Source organism: Herbaspirillum sp. C7C8 (assembly GCF_022627875.1).
GTDB lineage: Bacteria > Pseudomonadota > Gammaproteobacteria > Burkholderiales > Burkholderiaceae_D > Herbaspirillum.
The window spans coordinates 1-22,190 of sequence record NZ_JABXGG010000031.1 but is presented as its reverse complement, the minus strand read 5'-3'; the positions used below and the strand labels follow the sequence as shown (position 1 = coordinate 22,190).

Genomic DNA, 22,190 nt, shown 5'->3' with positions numbered 1-22,190 from the left:
TGGCGTCCCCTGGGGGATTCGAACCCCCGTACTCACCGTGAAAGGGTGATGTCCTAGGCCTCTAGACGAAGGGGACACTGTACCGCTACCTACCTGCGCTGCCTGCTGGGTGACAGCGCAGATATCGAAATCTGGCGTCCCCTGGGGGATTCGAACCCCCGTACTCACCGTGAAAGGGTGATGTCCTAGGCCTCTAGACGAAGGGGACAAGCAGGTACTTCACATTACTTCTTGTTTCTACACTTCAAGCTTCGCCTGAAATATCACCGCCAAACATCTGCGGGTCGCTGGTGGAGGTAAGCGGGATCGAACCGCTGACCTCTTGCATGCCATGCAAGCGCTCTCCCAGCTGAGCTATACCCCCGTTGCGAAGAAGCGAGATTATGCAATACCTATTTTCAAAAGACAACACGTTTTTGAAAAATAATTTCTCTTTTTCAAAGATATGCCGCCAAACGTGCCTTAACAGCCTCACGACCAAACAATTGCAGCACGGCGTCAATGGCCGGCGTCTGCAATTGACCCGCCACGATCAGGCGCAAGGGCATGGCCAGCTGCGGCATCTTGATGCCGTGCGCAGCCAGGACTTCCTTGATCATCGGGGCAATGGCTTCCTTGGTCCATTCCACGGTCGCCACACGCTGGGCAAAGTCGGCCAGTGCCGGCTTGATGGCATCCGTAATGTGCTGCGCCACCAAAGCCGCATCCGGGGCCGGCTGGCGATAGAACATCAGGGCCGCCGCAGCAATCTCGTTGACGGTATTGGCGCGGTCCTTCAGCAAAGCGATCACGGCCGCCAGATCAGGCGCACCCTCGAACACCGCACCCTGTGCTTGCAACAACGGACGGACCAGATCAGCCAGGCGGGCGTTGTCGGCCAGCTTGATATAGTGGTTGTTGAGCCAGTTCAGCTTTTCCGGGTTGAACTGCGCCGGGGCCTTGGTCAGGTGATCCAGGTCGAACCATTCACAGAACTGCTGCATCGAGAAAATCTCGTCGTCGCCATGGCTCCAGCCCAAACGCGCCAGATAGTTCAGCATGGCTTCAGGCAGATAGCCCTGCGCCGGGTAATCCATCACGCTGACTGCACCGTGACGCTTGGACAGCTTCTCGCCATCCGCACCCAGGATCATCGGCACGTGGCCATACTCGGGCAGCGTGCCGCCCAGGGCCTTCAAGATATTGATCTGGCGCGGCGTATTGTTCACATGGTCGTCGCCACGGATGACGTGGGTGATCTTCATGTCCCAGTCATCCACCACCACGCAGAAGTTGTAGGTGGGAGTGCCATCCGGACGGGCGATGACCAGATCGTCCAGCTCACGGTTGGAGATGGTGATGGGGCCCTTGACCACATCGTTCCAGCTGACTTCGCCATCCTGCGGATTCTTGAAACGCACCACCGGCTTGCGCCCTTCCGGGATGGCCGGCAGGGTCTTGCCCGGTTCCGGACGCCAGGTGCCGTCGTAGCGCGGCTTCTCGCCGGCCGCACGCTGGCGCTCGCGCATGGCTTCCACTTCTTCCGGGGTGCAGTAGCAGTAGTAGGCGGTGCCCTGCTCCAGCATCTGGCCGATCACTTCGCGATAGCGATCCATGCGCTTCATCTGGTAGAACGGACCTTCGTCATGCTCCAGACCCAGCCACTGCATGCCCTCGATGATGGCCTGCACCGCTTCCGGGGTGGAACGCTCGACGTCGGTATCTTCGATACGCAACACGAAGGTGCCGCCAAAGCGACGGGCGTAGGCCCAGGAGAACAGCGCCGTGCGGGCGCCGCCCAGGTGCAGGTAGCCGGTGGGACTGGGAGCGAAACGGGTACGAACTTGAGTGGCAGTCATGATAGCGAGTAAAAATCAGGCCGGTCCTGGAATGCCAGGGCCGGCCATCGATCAAGCAAAGAAATTCGGAAAGGCGTCATTTTAACGCCTTTGGAGGGCGGCACGCCATGCCGACGCCCCGCCCCGAGGCCCGCATCAGTCGTTCTGCACCACGATGCTGGGGAACTTGCTGGTCATATCGCGCGCCTTCTCGGCCACCTTCACGGCGACCTTGCGGGCGATGGCCTTGTAGATCTCGGCCACCTTGCCATCCGGATCAGCCACCACGGTGGGCTTGCCGGAATCGGTCTGCTGGCGGATTTCCATGGTCAGCGGCAAAGCACCGAGGAAATCCACGCCAAAGTCGGCACACATCTTCTCGCCACCGCCCACGCCAAAGATGGGCTCGGCATGGCCGCAATTGGAACAGACGTGCATGCTCATGTTTTCCACGATGCCCAGGATGGGGATGCCGACCTTCTCGAACATGCGCAAACCCTTGCGCGCATCCAGCAGCGCAATATCCTGCGGGGTGGTCACGATGACCGCACCGGTGACCGGCACCTTCTGCGACAAGGTCAGCTGCACATCACCGGTGCCCGGCGGCATGTCGACGATCAGGTAATCCAGGTCGCGCCAGTTGGTCTGGTCCAGCAATTGCTGCAGGGCTTGCGTGACGATGGGACCGCGCCAGACCATGGGTTCGTCGGGATCGATCATGAAACCGATGGAAGAGACCTGCAGGCCGTGATTCTCCAGCGGCTCCATGGTCTTGCCATCCTTGGTCTCGGGCTGGCCGGAGATGCCCATCATCATCGGTTGCGAAGGACCGTAGATATCGGCATCCAGGATGCCCACGCGCGCGCCCTCGGCCGACAGCGCCAGCGCCAGGTTCACGGCCGTGGTGGACTTGCCCACCCCGCCCTTGCCGGAGGCCACGGCGATGATGTTCTTGACGTTGCTCTTGAGCTTGATGCCGCGCTGCACCGCATGCGCCACGATCTTGAAATAGACGTTGGCCTCGACGCCGGTCACGCCGGGCAGCTTGCCCAGCGCCTCTTCGACCAGCTGGCGGATCGCTGCGATCTGGCTGGCGGCCGGATAGCCCAGTTCCACGTCCAGCAGCACACGGCCGCCCTCGACGCGGATGTTGCGGGCTTCCTTGCCCCGGATCAGATCCTTGCCGGTATTGGGGTCGATCACCTGCAACAGGGCCGCCTTGATCTCTTCCACGGTAATGCTCATTGGTTCTCCTTGCTCAGAACCCGCAAGTCTAAACCAATCGCGCCAGCGCCGCCCTGTGCGCCGATCAAAGCGCCCTTGCAGAACCCTTCATATTGATTGCAACAGAGCAACTACTGCGCCCAAGGCCCGCTGGCTGATAGAATGCCCCTCTTTCATGGCAGTTTTATTGCAGTTTTCTTGCTATTTCGGCGCGCACGCGCCTTAACCCACTTGCATCGTCCGTATCGCCAATGAGCACTTCCGCACCTCGCCAACTCTTCGTCACGACCGCACTCCCCTACGCCAACGGCGCTTTCCACATCGGCCACATCATGGAATACATCCAGGCCGATATCTGGGTCCGGTTCCAGCGAATGCAGGGCAATGAGGTGCATTTCGTCGGCGCCGACGATGCCCACGGCGCGCCCATCATGATCGCCGCCGAAAAGGCCGGCATCACGCCGCAGCAATTCGTGGCCAACATCGCTGCCGGCCGCAAGCAGTACCTGGATGGCTTCCACATCGCCTTCGACAACTGGAGCTCCACCGACAGCCCGGAGAACCACGAACTGTCGCAGGAGATCTACCGCGCCCTGCGCGACGAGGCCCAACTGATCTCCACCAAGACCATCGACCAGTTCTATGATCCGGTGAAGAACATGTTCCTGCCGGACCGCTACATCAAGGGCGAATGCCCCAAGTGCGGCACCAAGGACCAGTACGGCGACTCCTGCGAGAACTGCAGCGCGGTCTATTCGCCCACCGACCTGAAGAACCCGTACTCGACCCTCTCGGGCGCCACGCCCGTGATGAAGTCCTCCGAGCACTTCTTCTTCAAGCTGTCGGATCCGAAGTGTGTAGCCTTCCTGCGCGAATGGGCGCTGGACAGCAACCGCCTGCAGCCGGAAGTGGCCAACAAGGCCCGCGAATGGCTGGATGGCGAAGGTGGCCTGGGCGACTGGGACATCAGCCGCGACGCGCCCTATTTCGGCATCGAGATTCCGGATGCACCGGGCAAGTATTTCTATGTCTGGCTGGACGCGCCCATCGGCTACCTGGCCTCGCTGAAGAACTACTTCGTCAAGACCGGCCGCGACTTCGACGCCTTCATGGCCGATGACAAGACCGAGCAGTACCACTTCATCGGCAAGGACATCACCTACTTCCACACCCTGTTCTGGCCCGCCATGCTCAAGTTCGCCGGCCGCAAGACGCCGACCAACGTCTTTGCGCACGGCTTCATCACCGTCAGCGGGGAGAAGATGTCCAAGTCGCGCGGCACCGGCATCTCGCCGCTGCGCTATCTGGACATCGGCATGAACCCGGAATGGCTGCGCTACTACATCGCCGCCAAGCTGAACGCCAAGGTCGAAGACGTGGACTTCAACCCGGACGACTTCGTCGCCCGCGTCAACGCCGACCTGATCGGCAAGTACGTCAACATCGCCAGCCGCGCTGCCGGCTTCATCGCCAAGCGCTTCGACGGCCGCGTGTCCACGCAGTGGGCCACAGCGGACGATGCCTTCCTGGCCAAGCTGCGCGGCGTGGCCGACGAGATCCGCAGCCTCTACGAGCAGCGTGAATACGGCAAAGCCCTGCGCCTGGTGATGGAGCAAGCCGACGCCATCAACGCCTACGTCGACGCCAACAAACCCTGGGAACTGGCCAAGGACAGCAGCAAGGATGCGCAGCTGCACGAAGTCTGCAGCCGCCTGCTGGAAGCCTTCCGCATCCTGACCATCTACCTCAAGCCCGTGCTGCCGCAACTGGCGGCCCAGGTGGAATCCTTCCTGCAGGTCCAGCCCTTCCAGTGGAGCGATGTCACCACCCCGCTGGCCGACGGCCACGTCATCCATGCCTATTCGCACCTGATGCAGCGTGTCGATCCGAAGATGCTGGATGCTCTGTTCGAAGCCCCCGAAGCGCCCGCAGCGGCCCCGGCGGCGCAAGAAAGCGCCATCGAGGAACTGGCCCCGGAGATTTCCATCGATGACTTCGCCAAGATCGACCTGCGCATCGCCAAGATCGTCAATTGTGAAGCCGTGGAAGGCTCCACCAAGCTGCTGCGCCTGACCCTGGATGCCGGCGAAGGCCGGACCCGCAATGTCTTCTCCGGCATCGCCTCGGCCTACAAGCCGGAAGAACTGGTCGGCAAGCTGACCGTGATGGTGGCCAACCTGGCGCCGCGCAAGATGAAGTTCGGCGTCTCTGAAGGTATGGTGCTGGCGGCTTCGGCCAAGGATGAGAAGGCCAATCCGGGCATCTACGTGCTCAACCCGTGGCCGGGCGCCGAGCCGGGCATGCGGGTGCGCTAAAGCACAGTGGCCTGCGCAGGAGGAAAGATCGCAATGAACCTGGTGATACGTGAAGCCACTTCGGAAGATGCCAGTCTGATCGCCGAACTGACCCGCCACAGCTGGGCCAACAAGGTCGCGCCCAGCTCCTCGGGCCATCGCGAGGCGCCCGACCATGTGCAGGAAGACCTGCAGAACGGCGGCGCCTTCATCCTGCTCAGCGGCGAGACGCCCGCCGGCTCCGTGCGCTGGCTGCCAATGGATACCGAAAGCGATGTCTGGGAAATCCGCCGCATGGGCATCGCCCCGGCCTTCCGGGGTGAGCGCCTGTCCCAGCATCTGATGGAAGCCCTGATCCACCGCGCCCAGTCAGCCGATGTGCGCGAGCTGCGGCTGGCGGTACGTACCGACCAGGCACAGCTGGTGGATCTGTACGCCGCCTTCGGCTTCGAGATCGCGCCGGAACTGGAATACACCCGCGCCAATCCGCAGGAAGCACCGCCCATCGTGATGCGACGGGTCATGCGGCACTGATCATCCACCCTTCCCCTCCCAAAAAAGCGACGCCTGGTGCGTCGCTTTTCTTTTGCCCGACCGCCGCCACGGGAAATTGGAACGTTTGTTCATCAAGCGGTAACAATCGCTCGCTACCATCGTGAAAACGTTGTCAGGAGGCGCTGCCCGCCTGGCTCGCCGGGGGGCGGTCCAAGAGCATGCGCTGAAAATTCACATTCACTGGTAAGCACCATCACAATGGCCCAAGGGGATAGACAGGAAACCGCCTACCTGGCCGTGCGCGTGGCGCGGCTGTATTACTTCCAGAACATGACCACCGCCGCGATCGCCGATGAAATCGGCACCTCGCGCGCCACCGTCTCGCGCCTGCTGTCCTTCGCGCTGGAGCGCGGGCTGGTGGAAATCCGCGTACACGATCCGCAGCAAGTCTCCGGCAGCCTGGAAGCGGCCATCGCCCATCACTACCGGCTGCGCTCGATTCAGGTGGTGCCGGTGGCTGCCGCCGCCACCGACAAGGAGACCCTGCAGCGCGTCACCTGTCACGCTGCCGCCTACGTCAACTCGCTGGTCACGCCCGGCACCATCATCGGTCTGGCCTGGGGCACGACGGTGGCACAGATCGCCGACCAGTTGCTGCCGCGCCATGTGCACGACGTCGACGTGGTGGCGCTCAATGGCTCCGGCAGCGGCGCCAGCTTCATCAACAGCTTCAGCGAATCCATCGTCTCGCGCTTCGCCCAGAACTATGGCGCGCGCGCCCATCATCTGCCGGTACCGGCCTTCTTCGACTACCCCGAAACGCGTACGGCACTCTGGCGCGAGAAGAGCATCAAGGCCATCCGCGACCTGCAGGAGCGCGCCTCCATCCTGCTGTTCTCCATCGGCGCCGAAGCCACCGGCAGTTACATCCATACCGCCGGCTACCTGGGTGAAGAAGAACGCCAGATCCTGCGCGAGGAAGGGCTGGTGGGCGACATCGCCACCGTCTTCTTCCGTGCCGATGGCAGCTGGCGCGATGTGGCCTTCAATGGCCGCAACAGCGGCCCGGACATGGACTGCTTCACGCACGCGGCGCACTCGCTGTGCGTGGTCTCCGGCACCGGCAAGCTGCCCGGCCTGAAAGCGGCGCTGCGCGGCGGCTTCATCAACGAACTGATCATCGACGAACCGAGCGCGCGCCTGCTGGTGGAGCAGATCCGCAGCGGCGCGGCGGCGTGATCGCATCTCCACGAGGAAACCAGCATGGCAGCCATCTCCTTGCAGGGCGTCGGCAAACACTGGGGTGACGCCCAGGCCGTCAGGAATATCGATTTCGAGGTGCAGCCGGGCCAGTTCACCGTCCTGCTGGGCCCCTCCGGCTGCGGCAAGTCGACCACCCTGCGCCTGATCGCGGGGCTGGACAAGCCCAGCTCGGGCAGCATCCATATCGGCGGACGCGACGTAACCCAACTGCCGCCCGCCCAACGCAAGATTTCGATGGTGTTCCAGTCCTATGCACTGTTCCCGCATCTCACCGTGCGCGACAACATCCTCTTCGGCGTGCGCGTGCGCAAGGAGCCACGTGCCGGTTACGAATCGCGCTTGAAGCGCGTGGCCGACATCCTCGGTCTGGCGCACCTGCTGGAGCGTCGTCCGGCGCAGCTTTCCGGTGGCCAGCAGCAGCGCGTGGCGCTGGGCCGCGCCATCATCGCCGATGCCCCGGTCTGCCTGATGGACGAGCCGCTGTCCAACCTCGATGCCCAGCTGCGCCAGGAAATGCGTCGCGAAATCCGCGCCCTGCAGCAGCAACTGAACATGACCATGATCTACGTCACCCACGACCAGACCGAGGCCATGAGCATGGCCGATCAGGTGATCCTGCTGCGCGAGGGCCGCATCGAACAGGATGCTGCCCCGGCCGATCTGTATGCCCAGCCCGCGACGGCCTTTGCGGCCCGCTTCATCGGTACGCCGCCGATGAACCTGCTGCCGCTGGACACCCACGCCGAAGGATTGACCATCAGCGGCAGCGAGGTGATCCTGCGCGAGCTCGGCCAGGCCCCGTTGCAATTGGGCCTGCGTCCGGAACACATCCGACTGGCCAGTGCCAGCGATGCGTCGGTGCCGGCAGTGGTGGAGACCGTCGAATACTTCGGTGCCGACACCATCATTGGCGCCCGCATCGGCACCGCCTCGTTGCTGGTGCGCGCGCCCGGACAACACCGAATCAGCGCTGGTGAGCCCGTGCACCTGGCATGGGATGCCCGCGACCAGTATTTCTTCGATCGGGATAGCGGCCTGCGCCGGTCCTGATCCACACCACGATTTCCGCAGCAAGCCAACCCATCCACCTCATGGAGATGCACTATGCGTAGAACCTTCCTCAAGTCCCTGTCCGCCCTGGCCGCGGTGGCCGCTACAGCCGCCTTCTGTGCACCGGCCATGGCCGCCAACCCGGTCGAGATCAGCTTCTATTACCCGGTCGCCGTGGGCGGTGCAGTCACCAAGACCATCGACAGCATGGTGGCCGACTTTGAAAAGGCCAATCCCGACATCAAGGTCAAGGCCATCTATGCCGGCACCTACCAGGAAAGCATCGTCAAGGCGCTGACCGCCTTCAAGGGCGGCACCCCGCCGACCCTGGCCGTGCTGCTCTCGACCGACCTCTTCACGCTGATCGACGAAAACGCCATCGTGCCCATCGACAGCCTGGCTGGCAGCGCCGACGACAAGAAATGGATCGATGGCTTCTACAAGGGCTTCATGGAAAACAGTCAGACCGACGGCAAGACCTGGGGCATTCCCTTCCAGCGTTCGACCATCGTGATGTACTACAACAAGAGCCTGTTCAAGCAAGCTGGCCTGAACCCGGACAAGGCCCCCGCCAACTGGAACGAGATGGTGGAAGCAGCCAAGAAGCTGACCAGGCGCGATGCCAACGGCAACGTCACCCAATGGGGCGTGAAGATTCCTTCCACCGGCTTCGGCTACTGGATGTTCCAGGCCATGACCGCCTCCAATGACGCGATCCTCATGAACAATGTCGGCACCAAGACCTACTTCGACAAGCCGGGTGCGGTGCAGGCCCTGCAACACTGGGTCGACCTGACGACCAGGGACAAGGTGATGCCGGCCGGTTCCATCGAATGGGGCACCATCCCCAAGGACTTCCTGGAGCAGAAGGCCGCCATGATCTGGACCACCACCGGCAACCTGACCAACATCCGTACCAACGCCAGCTTCCCCTTCGGCGTGGCGATGCTGCCGGGCATCAAGCATCCGGGCAGCCCCACGGGTGGCGGCAACTTCTATGTCTTCAACAAGACCTCTCCAGCCGAGCAGCAGGCCGCCATGAAGTTCATCCGCTTTGCCACCGAACCGGCGCGCGCCGCGCAGTGGTCGATTGCCACCGGCTATGTGGCCCCGCGTCAGGATGCCTGGGATACCCCGGAAATGAAGAAGTATCTGCAGGACGTTCCGGCCGCCGACGTGGCGCGTGAGCAGATGAAATATGGCGTGGCCGAACTCTCCACCCACGACAACCAGCGCGTGACCAAGGCCTTGAACGACAACCTGCAGGCCGCCCTGTCCGGCACCAAGACACCGGAAGCGGCCCTGAAGGATGCCCAGCGCGAAGCCGAGCGCATCCTGCGCGCCTACGGTCGCTAAGTCCTGCCCGTTGCACAAGAGCTGCCGATGAAACGCCTGTCCTCCTCCGTGCTGCCCTGGCTGCTGCTGTCGCCAGCGATGGTGCTGCTGATCGCCTTCACGCACTATCCGGCGCTGGCGACGCTCTGGCACAGCGTCTTTTCCACGCCCAAGGGAGCCCGGCCATCGGTCTTCGTCGGGCTGGAAAACTATCGCCTCATGGTGGACGATCCGGTGTTCTGGCAAGCCCTGTGCAACAACCTCTGGTTTGCCCTGGGCACCATCCCGCTGGCCATTGCCCTGGCCATCCTGATGGCGCTGTGGGTCAACGAGAAACTGGCCGGGCGCGGCGTACTGCGCCTGGCCTATTTCACGCCGACCGTGCTGCCGATGATCGCGGTGGCCAATATCTGGCTGTTCTTCTATACGCCGCAATACGGCTTGCTGGAGCAGATCACCGGCGCGCTGGGCCTGCCCTCGCACAACTGGCTGGGCAATCCCGATACCGTGCTGGGGGCGCTGATGGTGGTGGCGGTATGGAAGGAAGCCGGCTTCTTCATGATCTTCTACCTGGCCGCGTTGCAGCAGATCTCGCCAGTGCTGGCCGAAGCCGCGGCACTGGAGGGGGCGTCGCGCTGGCAATACTTCTGGCGCGTACAGTTCCCCTTGCTGATGCCGACCACGCTGTTCGTGCTGATCAATGCGCTCATCAACGCCTTCCGCCTGGTCGACCACATCGTGGTGATGACCAAGGGCGGGCCAGACAATGCCAGTACCCTGCTGCTGTACTACATCTATGAAGTTGGCTTCGCCTTCTGGGACTCTTCCTACGCTGCAGCCCTGACGGTAGTGCTGCTGGCCCTGTTGGGGTTGATTGCGCTGGTGAAGTTTCGTGTACTTGACCGCCGGACTCATTATCAATGATCGCCCCCACCTCGCCTTTCGCCGCACGCCATCGCGCGCTGGAAACCGTCTCTGCCTGGGTGCTGGCGCTGCTGTGGCTGCTGCCGCTCTTGTATGCGCTGTGGACGGCCTTTCATCCGGCGGCCTACGCCACCCGCTTCGCGCTGGACGCCCCGCTGACGCTGCAGAACTTCGCCAACGCCTGGCAGGCTGCCCCCTTCCCGCGCTATTTCCTCAACACCTTCCTGCTGGTGACCTTGATCCTGGTGGCGCAGTTGATCCTCTCCACCCTGGCGGCCTATGCCTTTGCCCGCTTCACCTTCCGGGGCAGCAATGTGATGTTCATGCTGGTGCTGCTGCAACTGATGGTGATGCCCGACATCTTGATCGTGGAGAACTACCAGACCATGAACCTGCTGGGACTGCGCGATACCATCCTCTCGATTGGGCTGCCTTACTTTGCCTCGGCTTTTGGTATTTTTTTGCTGCGCCAGACCTTCAAGACGGTGCCGCGCGAGCTGGATGAAGCGGCTACCGTCGAGGGAGCATCAGCCTGGCAGATCCTGATGCAGGTGTATGTGCCGCTGGCCAGGCCGATCTATATCGCTTTCGGGCTGGTCTCGGTGAGCACCCACTGGAACAACTTCCTGTGGCCGCTGATCGTGACCAATTCGGTGGAGTCGCGTCCGCTGACGGTGGGGCTGCAGGTGTTTTCGTCCACCGACCAGGGGGTGGACTGGTCCATCATCACGGCGGCCACGCTGATGACCTCGGCCCCCCTGCTGCTGGCGTTCCTGCTGTTCCAGCGGCAGTTCGTGCAGTCGTTCATGCGGGCGGGGATACGCTGAAGTGGCCGGGTCTCAATGGCCCGAGATTTCCGAGATCGAGGTCCGCACGACCTGCTTGGTATTCATGTCGAAATGCACATTGAAGAGCCGGTCCTCGTGCACGTAGTGATACTTCCAGTCCCACACCTCCTCATTCTTGCGGGCGAACTGCACCACGCTGCGCGGACGGCCAAATTCGCGCCGGATCTGCTCGCTGGTCATGCCCGCACGGATGGTGTCGAAATGCTCCTGGGTCAGCACCTGGGTGTAATCGATCAGCGTACCGGAAGCACCGATACGAAACATCCAGGTGCGGATGCCTTCCGGTCCCTTGGGATATTCCAGCGTCCGGGCACCCCCGCCATCCTCCCAGACCGTGTCGGGTTGGCCCATCACGCCGCGTACGTCGGCTTCGCTGGAAATGCCCTTTTGCAACTTGTCCAAACCGAACTCCTCGATGGGATTGCCGTTTCGGTCGCAGCCGAACAGGGCCAGGGCAACAAATAAAGCCCCGAAATGGGCGGCATGGCGACGCAGGCGAGTGAAGATGGGTTCACGCATAGGTATTTGATTATCCCTGATGAAGACAAGGTAAAATACGGCTTCTGTGTAACATTTGGCCTGAAAATATCATGCTCTTCGGAAAAAAGACCACCTACGTATCTGAAATCACCCAGTTCATCGACGAACTGAAGACGAAGAACCCGAAGCTGGAAGAATCGCAACGCGCCGGCCGCGCCCTGCTGTGGGACAAGGAACCGCTGGATCTGGACAAGACCGCCCGTGACAAGGCCTCGCGCGTGGCCCAGCAGCCCTACGTCTACCAGAGCCACTAAGCTGTTGGCATGACGGCCCAAGCAGGTGGCGCCGACCCCGCCGGCCAGCCCGGCGCGGAACCCAGCGCCGACGCCATCGACATCACCCCCGCAGGCCAGCAGGACACCACGCCCGACGTGATCGACGGCGTGGCATTGGCACGTCTGTACGGCGAACCGCTGTTCCAGCTGCCCAATGATCTCTACATCCCCCCGGATGCGCTGGAAGTCTTCCTGGAAGCCTTCCAGGGGCCGCTGGACCTGCTGCTGTACCTGATCCGCAAGCAGAACTTCAACATCCTCGATATTCCGCTGGCGCAGGTCACCGCACAGTATCTGGAATACGTCGAGCAGATCCGCAAGCAGAACCTGGAGCTGGCCGCCGAATACCTGCTGATGGCCGCCATGCTCATCGAAATCAAGTCGCGCATGCTGCTGCCAGCCAAGAAGGCCGAGCCCGGCGAGGAGCCCGAAGACCCGCGCGCCGAGCTGGTGCGCCGCCTGCTGGAATACGAACAGATCAAGCTGGCCGCCCAGGAGCTGGACCAGCTGCCGCAGGTCGGCCGCGACTACGTGCGCACTCAGGTTCACATCGAGCAGACCGTGGTCACCCGCTGGCCCGAGGTCGCCATCGACGACCTCAAGGCGGTCTGGGCCGATATCATCAAGCGCGCCAAGCTGACCCAGCATCACCACATCAGCCGCGAAGAACTGTCCGTGCGCGAGCACATGACGGGCATCTTGCGGCGTTTGCAGTCGGCACGCTTCGTCGAGTTCTCGGACCTCTTCGATCCCTCGCGCGGGGTCCCTGTGGTGGTGGTCAACTTCATCGCCCTGCTGGAGCTGGCCAAGGAAACGCTCATCGAAATCACCCAGGCCGAAGCCTTCGCGCCCATCTATGTCAGACTGTCCTACTCGCCCAGCTGAACGGGCGCAGTCCACCGGCAACGGGGCGATAGACGGTCCGCCCGCAACCAGAGAATCCGCATGAAAATCATTTCCTCCATCGAAGAACTCCGTGACCACCTGCGCGGCCAGTTGCGCACCGCCTTCGTGGCGACCATGGGCAACCTGCACGAAGGCCATCTCTCGCTGATGCGCCTGGCGCGCACCCACGGTGACCCGGTGGTGGCCTCGATCTTCGTGAACCGCCTGCAGTTCGGCCCCAACGAGGACTTCGACAAGTATCCGCGCACCTTCCAGGCTGACGTCGAGAAGCTGGAGAAGGAAGGCGTCTACGTACTCTTCGCCCCCACCGAAAAGGATATGTACCCGGAACCGCAGGAATACCGCGTACAGCCGCCCAATGATCTGGGCAATATCCTCGAGGGTGAATTCCGTCCCGGTTTCTTCACCGGCGTATCCACCGTGGTGATGAAATTGTTCTCCTGCGTGCAGCCGCGCGTGGCCGTGTTCGGCAAGAAGGATTATCAGCAGCTCATGATCGTGCGCAACATGGCACGTCAGTTCGCCCTGCCCACCGAGATCGTCGGCGCCGAAACCTATCGGGCTGAAGACGGCCTGGCGCTGTCCTCGCGCAACGGCTACCTGTCCCCGGAAGAACGCGCCGAGGCGCCGCTGCTCTACCAGGTGCTCAATGCGGTCGCCGATGAAGTGCGCGGCGGCCAGCACGACGTGGCCCTGGCCGAGCGCGTGGCCATGGAACGCCTGGCCGCCCGTGGCTGGAAGCCCGACTACGTGGCCGTGCGCAAACGCATCGACCTGCAGCCGCCCTCCCCTGCCGACATGGAGCAAGGCGCCCCCCTGGTGGTGCTGTCGGCGGCCAAGCTGGGGGCGACGCGCCTGATCGACAACCTGGAGATCTGATTCATGCGTGTGCTGGCGGGATGCTTGCTGTCCTGGGCGGCGTTGCTGGTAGCCGGTACCGCCCACGCCAGCATCACTGTCCAGGATGACCTGGGCCAGAGCGTCACCCTGAGCCAGCCCGCGCGCCGCATCATCAGCCTGGCGCCGCATGTGACCGAACTGCTCTATGCAGCCGGGGCCGGGGCGCAGATCGCAGGGGTCAGCAACCACAGCGACTATCCCCCGCAAGCCGCCCAACTGCCCAGTCTGGGCGGCTACAACGCGCTCGACATCGAGCGCATCGCCAGTCTCAAGCCCGACCTCATCGTGGCCTGGCACAGCGGCAACAAACCCCTGCAACTGGCGCGCCTGCGCAGCCTCGGCATTCCCGTCTACGAGAGCCAGCCGGACGACTTCGGCATGATCGCCTCCTCGCTGGAAAGACTGGGCCGACTGGCCGGCACCGACACCACCGCGCAAGCGGCTGCAGCGGCCTTCCGGGCGCGCTGGCAGCAGCTCGAGGCGCAATACCGGGGACGCACGCCCGTGACCGTGTTCTACCAGATCTGGAGCCAGCCCCTGATGACGCTCAACGGCCGACACATGGTATCGGCCGTGCTGCGGCTGTGCGGCGGGCGCAACATCTTTGCCGATCTTCCCCAACTGGCCCCCACCGTGAGCGTGGAATCGGTACTGGCTGCGGATCCCCAGGTCATCCTCAGCGCCGGCGACGCACGCGATCAACCGCTGGCGCGCTGGAAGCAGTTCACGCGCCTGCGCGCGGTGCGCGACGGGCAACTGTATTCGGTCAATGCGGACTGGCTGAACCGGGCCGGGCCGCGGGTGCTGCAAGCGGCCGAGGAGGTCTGCGGCAAGCTGGAGCAGGCGCGTCAGGCAGCCACACGCAGCCCCTAAGAAACATCCCTCGCGAAAAGGGATGCAGATTGACATACGGGTGCACGAGAATACGAAGCTTCTTTCAAGTCTTCGGGATCAGCGGGCTGCCCTGGGCGGCCAGGAAGACCATTCCGTCCGGGCTTGCGAGGGGGACGAAGCGGCAACCGAAGGCGGCTTCCAGCGCAGCGGGCTGCATGACCGCCTCCACCGTGCCACCTTGCGCGGCACTGCCATCGAGCAGCAAAACGTGCGAAGCAAAGCGCCTGGCCAGATTGATGTCATGACAACTGGCCACTACCGCCCCGCCCTGCTGCGCCAATGCCTGCAGCAGCTGCATCACCTGCCATTGCGCGGCGATATCCTGATGCGAGGTCGGTTCGTCCAGCAGATAGAGCGCGGGGGCCTGGACCAGCAGGGTCGCCAGCGCCACGCGCTGGCGCTCGCCGCCGGAGAGTCGCAACAGGTCCTGGGTCGCCAGAGCAGCCAGGCCGACCTGTTCGAGCGCCAGGCTGGCCGGTGCGGTGTCGCGTTTCTCGCCACCCCAGCCATCGCCATGGGCGAAGCGGCCGGCCATGACGGCCTCCAGTACCGGCAGCGAAAACGCATCCTGTTGATGTTGCAATAGCAGACCCCGCTGCAAGGCCAGTTGCGCCGGCGAGTAGCAAGACAGCGTACGCCCCTGCAATAGTACCTGCCCGCCATGGGGTGGCTGCAAACCCGCCAGCACATGCAGCAGGCTGCTCTTGCCCACGCCATTGCGGCCCAATACGCACCAGAACTGGCCGGGCCGGACCTGCCAGTCCAGTCCATCGAGCAGCAGGCGGGCACCGGCCCGCACGACCAGCTGGCGCGTCTCCAACAAGGGAACGGAAGACCCCTTCATGTGCGACTCCGCTCCAGCAGCCACAGAAACAGCGGCACCCCCACCAGGGCGGTGATGACGCCCACCGGCAACTGCACCGGTGCCACCACCGTGCGCGCCAGCAGGTCGGCCAGGGTCAGCGCCGCGCCGCCGGCCAAACCACAAGCCGGCAGCAGCAGACGCTGGTCATTGCCCAGTAACAGCCGCAGACCATGCGGCACCACCAGTCCGACAAAGCCGATGGTCCCGGCCATGGCCACGGCGCCGGCGGTGCAGGCGGCGGCCACGCACAGCAGCATCACGCGCAGCCGCATCACCGGCACGCCCAGCAACTGCGCAAAGGCATCGCCGCGCGCCAGCAGGTTCAGCGACGGAGCATGACGCCAGCTCCACAGCAGCGCCAGCAGCAGGACCGGTGCCACCAGGGGCAGCAGACGCGCATCGTCGAGGTCGCCGATGAGCCAGAACACCATGCCGCGCAATTGGGCATCGGGCGCAATCGACAAAGCCAGGGAAATGAGCGCGCCGAAACCGGCCGCCAGCATCACCCCCGTCAGCAGCAGGCGCTGACTGGAAAGCAAGGGCGAGATCGCCAGATGCCGCAGCGACTGGCGCACCAGCCCGAACAGCAGCAGCATGGCCAGGCCTGCACCCAGCAAGGCGCCGGGCGCCGTGACCGCCTGCAGCGGCCAGCCCAGCCGCAACGCCACCAGCATGGCCAGCAGGGCACCCGCCGCAGAACCACCGGACAGGCCCAATACATAAGGATCAGCCAGGGGATTGCGTAACAGGACCTGCATCAGCGCGCCCGCCAGGGCCAGCGCACCGCCCACCACAAAAGCCGTCAGCGCCCGCGGCACCCGCAGCGACAGCAACAGTGCCACGCTGTCGGCCGGCGATGAAGGACGCAGGCACCCCGTGCTGCCGCACAGCGCCGCCACCGACAAGGCCAGCAGGGATAGCAGCAGCAAGATGCACAGCACGGGCAGATAAGGTCGCATGGGTGGCAGGCTCAGATCAGTGGCAGAAGCGCGGGCTTGGCTTCAGAAGTCGTAGCGGGCGGTGAATTTTACTGCCCGTCCATCTTCCGGATAGATGCCCGATACCGCCCCGCCACTGCAGTCATAGGCTTGCGAGTAATACTTGCGGTCGGCCAGGTTGGTGCCGGTGACGGCCAATTCCCAGGCGCTGACACGTACCGCATAGCGGGCATCGAAGGTGGTGAAGGACGGCATGCGCGCGCAGGTGTTGGCAAAATCATTGCCCATGCGCTGGCGGTCCACCCAGCGCGCCCCCACATCGGCACTGTGCTGGCCGGACTTCCAGTTCAATCGGGTCGACAGCGTATTGGCCGGCACCAGCGCCAGTTGCTTGCCGCTGTTGTCGCCCTGCACGAAACGCGCATCGATGTGCTGGTAGGTGGCACGCCACCCCAGGGTCTCGGTCAGTTGCACGCGCCCTTCCAGTTCCACGCCCTGATGACGGGTCGGGGCCAGGTTGCTGTTGGCACCGTTGCCGCCATTGGCGGTGGGGTCGTAATACAGCTCGTCACGCACGCGATGGCGGAACCAGCGCAGCGTCACCTGGCGTGCGCTATTGCCCAGGGTCGCGCCCAGTTCCAGATCATGCGAGACCTGGGGCTTCAGGACCGCGCCGCTGGGCAAGGCGGTGAAACCGTTCTCGTCGGCCGTGGCCAGGCGATAGCTCTGGCCGGTCTTGACGAAGCCGCGCAGCAACGGCAGCGGTGCGTAGCTGGCCTGCAGGTCCCAGGCATTGACGGCACTGGTGCGGCCATAGGCACCGGAACCACTTAGCTGGGTGAACTGCTCGCGGCGCACGCCGGCGGCCACGCGGGCATTGTGGTCGAACTCGATTTCATCGCGCAGATACAGCGCCTTCGAATGCTGGGAGGCATCGCTGTTGCCATAGCTGGCGTTGGTGGCCGAACTCCATTGGGCCAGGTCGACGCCGGCAATGGCCTCGTTCTTCCAGAAACCACTCTCGAGTACGTGGCGCAGGCGCGGCGAGAACTGGGTAGTGCGTACATTGTTCTGCGCGGTCGAGCCGCTGCTGACATAGGTGGAGCGCGAGATCTTCTCGCGATGCGACAGTTCGGCGGCCACATCAAAGGCACCAAAACGGCGTTCCAGGAAGGCCGTAATGCTGTCGTTGTCATAGGAGCCATGGTCCAGCGGCTTGCTGGTCTGACGCGCATTGGCTTCATATTGCGCTTGCGTCAGGCTGCCCGGCAGGCCGAAATCGGCCCGGGACAGGTTGGCACGCAGGCCGAAGCGCCAGTCGCTGGCGAACCATTGCACCGTGGTGCTGGCGTTTTCCTGGTTGGCACGGCTGTTGTGGCGCCAGTTGTCGGCGTGCGATTTGGCATAGCTGGCATCGATGGACATGTTGTCCCAGCCGCGCGAGACCGCCGCCCGGCCCGCGCGCTGACCGTTGCTGCCGACTTCGCCCACCACGGTACCGTGCGCCGCATTGGCCTGCGGGCGGCGGGTGATGATCTGGATGGTGCCGCCGGTGGCGCCGCTGCCATAGAGGACGCTGCTGCCACCGCGCACGATCTCGATACGTTCGATGGTCTCGATGGGAATCGACGACAGCAAGGGCGTCGTCAGTTCGTTCTCGGAAATACGTACACCGTCGACCAGCACCACCATGTTCTGGTCCCCATTGGCGCCGAAGCCGCGCAGGTCCAGCGGGAAGTCGCGCGGACCGGCCAGGCTCTGGCGTCCGTAGACGCCGCCCAGCTTGCGGATGGCTTCATTGGCGTTGTCGATGCCGGCTTCGCGGATCTGCTCGGCGGTGATGACCGTGGTGGCCACCGGCGCAAAGGCCGGATCGTTCGGGAAGCGCGAGGCCGACACCACCACGGCCGACAGCGGCTGGCTGGCGTCGGCTGCCTGGCTGCCGGCGGCCAGGGTCGAGAGGATGAGCGCAACGGCGGTGCGCAGGGCAAAACGGGGGCGTGGACCGCCGCAGCGGGCCGGGAAATTAGCGATGTGCATGAAAAGACAGTCGATGAATGTGTGCAGCCTGCCTCCCCGCAAGCCGCAATCAACGGAAAACCGCACCAGCATTGGCTGTGCAGCTCCCTCCTGTTCTGGCCGGTCTCCGGACTGCAGGCATGACCATCGGCCTTCCCATGTGGCGAAGTGAACGTTCGCGCAAAAAACACAGTGGCGTGGAAGACGGTCTCGCCGGCATGGCGAGACGCATCGTCTCACTGCTGCCGGCACCTGGTTACCGTTGCGGGGGCAGTACACCTTGGCCGGCCCTCCTGCTTGCTGCAGGCGGCCTGGCGCGTGTTTCCCGTTTAACGGCCGGCGAGGATACGCCGGCGGGCACCAAAACCGCGCCATTGTAGGCGTGCAATGTGCAGGCTACAAGCGTCCGGCAACAGATGATGTAAATCAGCACAAGCCCGAGCACACTAATTGCTTTCAGGAAAAAGCCAGATAGAATTCATCCCCAGCAGCTTTATATAGAATAAATTCGATTCTTCTATCGAAAACATTTGAAACGCGGTCTCCGGCGCTGGGTGGTCGGGGCCGAAAAATTGAAACAAATGGGGGATTTCACTCGCTGTTTGGCCGATGAGATCATGGCAAGCGGTCCTATACTCGGCGCCATGGCATCGTCGACCGATGGACTCTTGGCGGGTCCGCTGGCCTCACTGTCATCCCTGAACCGTTGTCGTGGTCTGCGGGCCTTCAGACTCTGCCTCTGGCTGCCGATATCTCCTTGATATCGGGGAAAGGGTAGTTGCTGTGCCTCCCGGAACGACGCATTTGATCCGCCTACGGGCAACTTTGCACAGCAGTGCGCCGACGAGCGCACACCTTTGTTGGGAGAATCAGTAATCATGAGCGACGACGTTGATCTGGAAGCATTGTTTGACGAAATTTCCTCGCAGACGCTACCGGGCATGACCGCCGAACCGGCCGCCGCCACCGCCAGCAGCGACGAGGCAGCGGCAGGCGAACAGGAAGATCAGAGCGACAAGCCCATGTATGAACGCCTGGGCGGCATCGTGCGCCTGTTGCACGATTCCATGCGTGAACTGGGCTACGACCGCTCGCTCACCGACGTAGCCGAGCAGATCGGCGACGCCCAGAGCCGTCTCGAACACATCGCCACCCTCACCGAGCAGGCGGCCAACAAGGTGCTCAATGCGCTCGATTCGGGCATGCCGGCCCAGGACCGCCTGCAGGAACAGGCCAAGGACATCAACGCCCGCTGGACCAGGCTCTATGCCGGCCAGATGAACATCGACGAGTTCAAGGCGCTGGCAGGCGACTCGCAGAAATTCTCCACCTCGGTCATGGAATCGACCGAAGCGGAAAAGGCGCGCATGCTGGAAATCATGATGGCCCAGGACTTCCAGGACATCACCGGCCAGCTGATCAAGAAGATCGTGGCCATCACCGCCACCGCCGAGCGCGAACTGGCGCAATTGCTGCGCGACAATGCACCGCCCGAGGTGAAGGCGCAGATGGATGCGGAAAAACCGGTCACCCTGATGAATGGCCCGTCCGTGGGGGGCACCGCCATGGCACAGGACGACGTGGACGACTTACTCGATAGCCTGGGGTTCTAATGGATGACGAAATGCTCAAGGATTTTGTCGTTGAAGCGTTGGAGCTCGCCACCAACGTGGAAGAGCATCTGCTGACGCTGGAACGACATCCTGATGACCTTGAAATCCTCAACGCGGTCTTCCGCGCATTCCACACCATCAAGGGTGGCGCCGGGTTCGTGAACCTGCCGGCCATGGTGTCGGCCTGCCACCTGACCGAAAACCTGTTCGATGCGCTGCGCACCGGCAAGGCCCCGGTCACGCCGCTGGCCATCGAAGCGGCGCTGCAAGCCAGCGGCTTCGTGGCCGACCAGTTGAACGAATTGTCCAACGGCGCCGCGCCCGACAGCCTGGCCTCGATGCCGGCGGAACTGAAAGACATCCTGACCCAGGCCATCGAAGGCAAGAGCGAAGCGCCGGCACCCGCTGCGGCTGCACCTGCCCCGGCGGCAGCGGCACCCGCGGCAGCACCGGTGGCAGCAGCCCCCGCTGCTGCGGCCAGCATCGATGGCAGTGCCAGCGTGATGAAAAATGGAGAACTGGACTGGCCCGCGCTGTATCAGGCGCTGGTGCCGGGCGCGGCTGCCGCGCCGGTGGCTGACAGCCCGGCCGAGGCCGCTCCGGTCACCGCTGCTGCGCCTGCCGCCGCCGCTGCACCGGCAGCCGCTGCCGATGGCGAGCCCAAGGCTGCCGCGCCGGTGCAACAGAACCGTCGTTCCACGGATTCTCCCGGCGGCGCCAAGGAAGAAAGCATCCGTATCGATGCCGTCAAACTGGATGCCCTGCTGGAAGTGGCCGGTGAATCGGTGCAGGCCGCCAACCAGGCCGCCGTACTGCTGGAAAAGCTGCAACAATTCAAGTTCGAAGGCACCGCTGCGGCGCTCATGTCGACCCTGGCCGAAACCCTGGGCCGCGCCTCGCGCTACTCCAGCGAACTGCAACGCGCCACGCTGTCCACGCGCATGCAGCCGGTGGGCCGCCTGTTCCAGAAATTCCCGCGACTGGTCCGCGAACTGGCCAAGGACCTGGGCAAGGACGTGGACCTGGTCATCACCGGTGCCGAAACCGAAGTCGACCGCGTGGTGGTGGACAGCCTCTACGACCCGCTGGTGCACATGCTGCGCAACTCGCTGGACCACGGTATCGAATTGGACCGCGCCGCCGCCGGCAAGCCCAACAAGGCGACCATTTCGCTCAACGCCTGGCAGGCCGGCAGCAGCGTCATGATCGAAGTCTTCGATGATGGCAAGGGCATGGATCCGGACATGCTGCGCGGCAAGGCGCTGGCCAAAGGGCTGATCAACGAACACCAGGCGCTGACCGCCGACGAGGCGCTGCAGCTGGTGTTCCTGCCCGGTTTCTCGACCAAGGAAGTGGCTTCCAGCGTCTCCGGACGCGGCGTGGGCATGGACGTGGTCAAGACCGCCGTGGAAAAGCATCGAGGCACCATCCGCATCGAATCGACCGTCGGCAAGGGTACCAAGTTCTCGATCCGCCTGCCCATCGAACTGTCGATCATCCCGACCATGCTGGTGCGCTGTGCCGGCGCCCCGCTGGCCCTGCCGATGGCGGTGGTCGAACGCGTGGTCGAGCTGCCCGAGACCTTCGACGAAGTCGGCGGCGCCCCGGTGCTGCGCGACCAGGGCCGGCCGCTGCCGGTCAACTCGCTGGCCGGCGTGCTGGGCTACGAGCCGGGCAATGAACGGGTCGGCATCGTCATGGCGGTACCGCATCCCTACATCCTCGGGGTGGAATCGGTGGAAGGCACGGCCGATCTGGTGATCAAGCCGCTGACCGCGATCCATACCGCCGGCATCACCGGTACGGCCCGTTCGGCTGAAGGTGAGCTGGTGCTGGTGGTGGGCTTGTCCTTCCTGCTGGACGGCTGCCGCGACATGGAGCGCACGGCAGTGGCGTAAGACTGCTGCCCACGCTAGGGCCTGTTCACATTCAATCTGTGAGTGCGAGAGGTCGCCAAGCGTTGTCTGCCTAGGCGCAGCGACGCGCCGTG

19 protein-coding genes, 3 tRNA genes and 1 riboswitch are annotated in these 22,190 nt (G+C 63.6%); of the genes, 13 read left to right on the top strand and 9 right to left on the bottom strand.

Annotation, left to right across the window (positions count from 1 at the left end):
* From HWE01_RS21945 to apbC, 5 genes are all read right to left on the bottom strand, one after another.
* Positions 1-76, bottom strand: a tRNA-Glu gene (locus HWE01_RS21945).
* 56 nt (positions 77-132) lie between these two features.
* Positions 133-208 (bottom strand) — tRNA-Glu (locus tag HWE01_RS21940).
* 80 nt (positions 209-288) lie between these two features.
* A tRNA-Ala gene (locus HWE01_RS21935) sits at positions 289-364 on the bottom strand.
* A 73-nt stretch (positions 365-437) separates the two neighbouring features.
* Complete coding sequence (gene gltX / locus HWE01_RS21930; protein WP_241822883.1) at positions 438-1,838, bottom strand: glutamate--tRNA ligase; 1,401 nt, start codon at positions 1,836-1,838, stop codon at positions 438-440.
* A gap of 135 nt (positions 1,839-1,973) precedes the next feature.
* Positions 1,974-3,062 carry an iron-sulfur cluster carrier protein ApbC gene (apbC, locus tag HWE01_RS21925; protein WP_241822882.1) on the bottom strand — a complete coding sequence of 363 codons (1,089 nt, stop codon included), beginning with the start codon at positions 3,060-3,062 and terminating at the stop codon, positions 1,974-1,976.
* 230 nt (positions 3,063-3,292) lie between these two features.
* Between apbC and metG the strand changes: the two genes are divergently transcribed.
* The 7 genes from metG to HWE01_RS21890 all read left to right on the top strand — a co-directional run bounded on the left by metG (position 3,293) and on the right by HWE01_RS21890 (position 11,229).
* Positions 3,293-5,356 carry a methionine--tRNA ligase gene (metG, locus tag HWE01_RS21920; RefSeq protein WP_241822881.1) on the top strand — a complete coding sequence of 688 codons (2,064 nt, stop codon included), beginning with the start codon at positions 3,293-3,295 and terminating at the stop codon, positions 5,354-5,356.
* 33 nt (positions 5,357-5,389) lie between these two features.
* Complete coding sequence (locus tag HWE01_RS21915; RefSeq protein ID WP_241822880.1) at positions 5,390-5,869, top strand: GNAT family N-acetyltransferase; 480 nt, start codon at positions 5,390-5,392, stop codon at positions 5,867-5,869.
* Positions 5,870-6,088: 219 nt separating this feature from the next.
* On the top strand, positions 6,089-7,069 hold the full coding sequence (locus tag HWE01_RS21910; protein WP_241822879.1) for a sugar-binding transcriptional regulator: 981 nt from the start codon (positions 6,089-6,091) through the stop codon (positions 7,067-7,069).
* 24 nt (positions 7,070-7,093) lie between these two features.
* Positions 7,094-8,143 carry an ABC transporter ATP-binding protein gene (locus HWE01_RS21905; RefSeq protein ID WP_241822878.1) on the top strand — a complete coding sequence of 350 codons (1,050 nt, stop codon included), beginning with the start codon at positions 7,094-7,096 and terminating at the stop codon, positions 8,141-8,143.
* A 54-nt stretch (positions 8,144-8,197) separates the two neighbouring features.
* A complete protein-coding gene (locus tag HWE01_RS21900; RefSeq protein ID WP_008330230.1) occupies positions 8,198-9,499 on the top strand; it encodes an ABC transporter substrate-binding protein in 1,302 nt (433 codons plus the stop codon).
* A 27-nt stretch (positions 9,500-9,526) separates the two neighbouring features.
* Positions 9,527-10,402, top strand: a complete 876-nt coding sequence (locus HWE01_RS21895; RefSeq protein ID WP_241822877.1) for a carbohydrate ABC transporter permease — start codon at positions 9,527-9,529, stop codon at positions 10,400-10,402.
* A complete protein-coding gene (locus tag HWE01_RS21890) occupies positions 10,399-11,229 on the top strand; it encodes a carbohydrate ABC transporter permease (RefSeq protein ID WP_241822876.1) in 831 nt (276 codons plus the stop codon). Before HWE01_RS21895 ends, HWE01_RS21890 begins: the two co-directional genes overlap by 4 nt.
* Positions 11,230-11,241: 12 nt before the next feature.
* Here the strand turns inward: HWE01_RS21890 and HWE01_RS21885 are convergent, their stop codons facing one another.
* On the bottom strand, positions 11,242-11,769 hold the full coding sequence (locus HWE01_RS21885) for an outer membrane protein assembly factor BamE domain-containing protein (protein ID WP_175343680.1): 528 nt from the start codon (positions 11,767-11,769) through the stop codon (positions 11,242-11,244).
* A 71-nt stretch (positions 11,770-11,840) separates the two neighbouring features.
* Between HWE01_RS21885 and HWE01_RS21880 the strand changes: the two genes are divergently transcribed.
* The 4 genes from HWE01_RS21880 to HWE01_RS21865 are packed head-to-tail and all read left to right on the top strand — an operon-like array spanning position 11,841 to position 14,744.
* Positions 11,841-12,044 carry a DUF3460 family protein gene (locus HWE01_RS21880; RefSeq protein ID WP_008330239.1) on the top strand — a complete coding sequence of 68 codons (204 nt, stop codon included), beginning with the start codon at positions 11,841-11,843 and terminating at the stop codon, positions 12,042-12,044.
* Between the two features lie 9 nt (positions 12,045-12,053).
* Positions 12,054-12,950 carry a segregation and condensation protein A gene (locus tag HWE01_RS21875; protein WP_241822875.1) on the top strand — a complete coding sequence of 299 codons (897 nt, stop codon included), beginning with the start codon at positions 12,054-12,056 and terminating at the stop codon, positions 12,948-12,950.
* 60 nt (positions 12,951-13,010) lie between these two features.
* Positions 13,011-13,850, top strand: a complete 840-nt coding sequence (gene panC / locus HWE01_RS21870) for a pantoate--beta-alanine ligase (protein WP_008330243.1) — start codon at positions 13,011-13,013, stop codon at positions 13,848-13,850.
* Between the two features lie 3 nt (positions 13,851-13,853).
* Complete coding sequence (locus tag HWE01_RS21865; RefSeq protein WP_241822874.1) at positions 13,854-14,744, top strand: cobalamin-binding protein; 891 nt, start codon at positions 13,854-13,856, stop codon at positions 14,742-14,744.
* A gap of 64 nt (positions 14,745-14,808) precedes the next feature.
* Here the strand turns inward: HWE01_RS21865 and HWE01_RS21860 are convergent, their stop codons facing one another.
* Genes HWE01_RS21860 through HWE01_RS21850 form a run of 3 tightly spaced genes read right to left on the bottom strand, consistent with a single transcriptional unit; the run spans position 14,809 to position 18,608 of the window.
* Positions 14,809-15,609: an ABC transporter ATP-binding protein gene (locus tag HWE01_RS21860; RefSeq protein WP_241822873.1), complete on the bottom strand. Its 801-nt coding sequence runs from the start codon at positions 15,607-15,609 to the stop codon at positions 14,809-14,811.
* Positions 15,606-16,589 (bottom strand): FecCD family ABC transporter permease, encoded by a 984-nt coding sequence (locus HWE01_RS21855; RefSeq protein WP_241822872.1) that lies wholly within the window; start codon positions 16,587-16,589, stop codon positions 15,606-15,608. Before HWE01_RS21855 ends, HWE01_RS21860 begins: the two co-directional genes overlap by 4 nt.
* A 42-nt stretch (positions 16,590-16,631) precedes the next feature.
* Positions 16,632-18,608 carry a TonB-dependent receptor family protein gene (locus HWE01_RS21850; RefSeq protein WP_241822871.1) on the bottom strand — a complete coding sequence of 659 codons (1,977 nt, stop codon included), beginning with the start codon at positions 18,606-18,608 and terminating at the stop codon, positions 16,632-16,634.
* Positions 18,609-18,688: 80 nt separating this feature from the next.
* Positions 18,689-18,967: riboswitch (cobalamin riboswitch) on the bottom strand.
* Positions 18,968-19,465: 498 nt separating this feature from the next.
* On the opposite strand from HWE01_RS21850, the gene HWE01_RS21845 reads away from it, so the two are divergent.
* Both HWE01_RS21845 and HWE01_RS21840 read left to right on the top strand, forming a co-directional pair.
* Positions 19,466-20,200 (top strand): protein phosphatase CheZ, encoded by a 735-nt coding sequence (locus HWE01_RS21845; protein ID WP_008330251.1) that lies wholly within the window; start codon positions 19,466-19,468, stop codon positions 20,198-20,200.
* Positions 20,200-22,098, top strand: coding sequence for a chemotaxis protein CheA (locus tag HWE01_RS21840; protein WP_241822870.1), 1,899 nt, complete (start codon positions 20,200-20,202; stop codon positions 22,096-22,098). Before HWE01_RS21845 ends, HWE01_RS21840 begins: the two co-directional genes overlap by 1 nt.
* The last annotated feature ends 92 nt before the right edge of the window (positions 22,099-22,190 follow it).

What these genes read in the sequence shown, in the direction of transcription:
- HWE01_RS21855 (WP_241822872.1), bottom strand. Translation starts at nt 16,589, where the DNA reads ATGCGACCTTATCTGCCCGTGCTGTGCATCTTGCTGCTGCTATCCCTG.
- HWE01_RS21885 (WP_175343680.1), bottom strand. Translation starts at nt 11,769, where the DNA reads ATGCGTGAACCCATCTTCACTCGCCTGCGTCGCCATGCCGCCCATTTC.
- panC (WP_008330243.1), top strand. Translation starts at nt 13,011, where the DNA reads ATGAAAATCATTTCCTCCATCGAAGAACTCCGTGACCACCTGCGCGGC.
- HWE01_RS21880 (WP_008330239.1), top strand. Translation starts at nt 11,841, where the DNA reads ATGCTCTTCGGAAAAAAGACCACCTACGTATCTGAAATCACCCAGTTC.
- HWE01_RS21850 (WP_241822871.1), bottom strand. Translation starts at nt 18,608, where the DNA reads ATGCACATCGCTAATTTCCCGGCCCGCTGCGGCGGTCCACGCCCCCGT.
- HWE01_RS21900 (WP_008330230.1), top strand. Translation starts at nt 8,198, where the DNA reads ATGCGTAGAACCTTCCTCAAGTCCCTGTCCGCCCTGGCCGCGGTGGCC.
- HWE01_RS21905 (WP_241822878.1), top strand. Translation starts at nt 7,094, where the DNA reads ATGGCAGCCATCTCCTTGCAGGGCGTCGGCAAACACTGGGGTGACGCC.
- apbC (WP_241822882.1), bottom strand. Translation starts at nt 3,062, where the DNA reads ATGAGCATTACCGTGGAAGAGATCAAGGCGGCCCTGTTGCAGGTGATC.
- HWE01_RS21865 (WP_241822874.1), top strand. Translation starts at nt 13,854, where the DNA reads ATGCGTGTGCTGGCGGGATGCTTGCTGTCCTGGGCGGCGTTGCTGGTA.
- HWE01_RS21910 (WP_241822879.1), top strand. Translation starts at nt 6,089, where the DNA reads ATGGCCCAAGGGGATAGACAGGAAACCGCCTACCTGGCCGTGCGCGTG.
- HWE01_RS21915 (WP_241822880.1), top strand. Translation starts at nt 5,390, where the DNA reads ATGAACCTGGTGATACGTGAAGCCACTTCGGAAGATGCCAGTCTGATC.
- gltX (WP_241822883.1), bottom strand. Translation starts at nt 1,838, where the DNA reads ATGACTGCCACTCAAGTTCGTACCCGTTTCGCTCCCAGTCCCACCGGC.
- metG (WP_241822881.1), top strand. Translation starts at nt 3,293, where the DNA reads ATGAGCACTTCCGCACCTCGCCAACTCTTCGTCACGACCGCACTCCCC.
- HWE01_RS21845 (WP_008330251.1), top strand. Translation starts at nt 19,466, where the DNA reads ATGAGCGACGACGTTGATCTGGAAGCATTGTTTGACGAAATTTCCTCG.
- HWE01_RS21890 (WP_241822876.1), top strand. Translation starts at nt 10,399, where the DNA reads ATGATCGCCCCCACCTCGCCTTTCGCCGCACGCCATCGCGCGCTGGAA.
- HWE01_RS21895 (WP_241822877.1), top strand. Translation starts at nt 9,527, where the DNA reads ATGAAACGCCTGTCCTCCTCCGTGCTGCCCTGGCTGCTGCTGTCGCCA.
- HWE01_RS21860 (WP_241822873.1), bottom strand. Translation starts at nt 15,609, where the DNA reads ATGAAGGGGTCTTCCGTTCCCTTGTTGGAGACGCGCCAGCTGGTCGTG.
- HWE01_RS21840 (WP_241822870.1), top strand. Translation starts at nt 20,200, where the DNA reads ATGGATGACGAAATGCTCAAGGATTTTGTCGTTGAAGCGTTGGAGCTC.
- HWE01_RS21875 (WP_241822875.1), top strand. Translation starts at nt 12,054, where the DNA reads ATGACGGCCCAAGCAGGTGGCGCCGACCCCGCCGGCCAGCCCGGCGCG.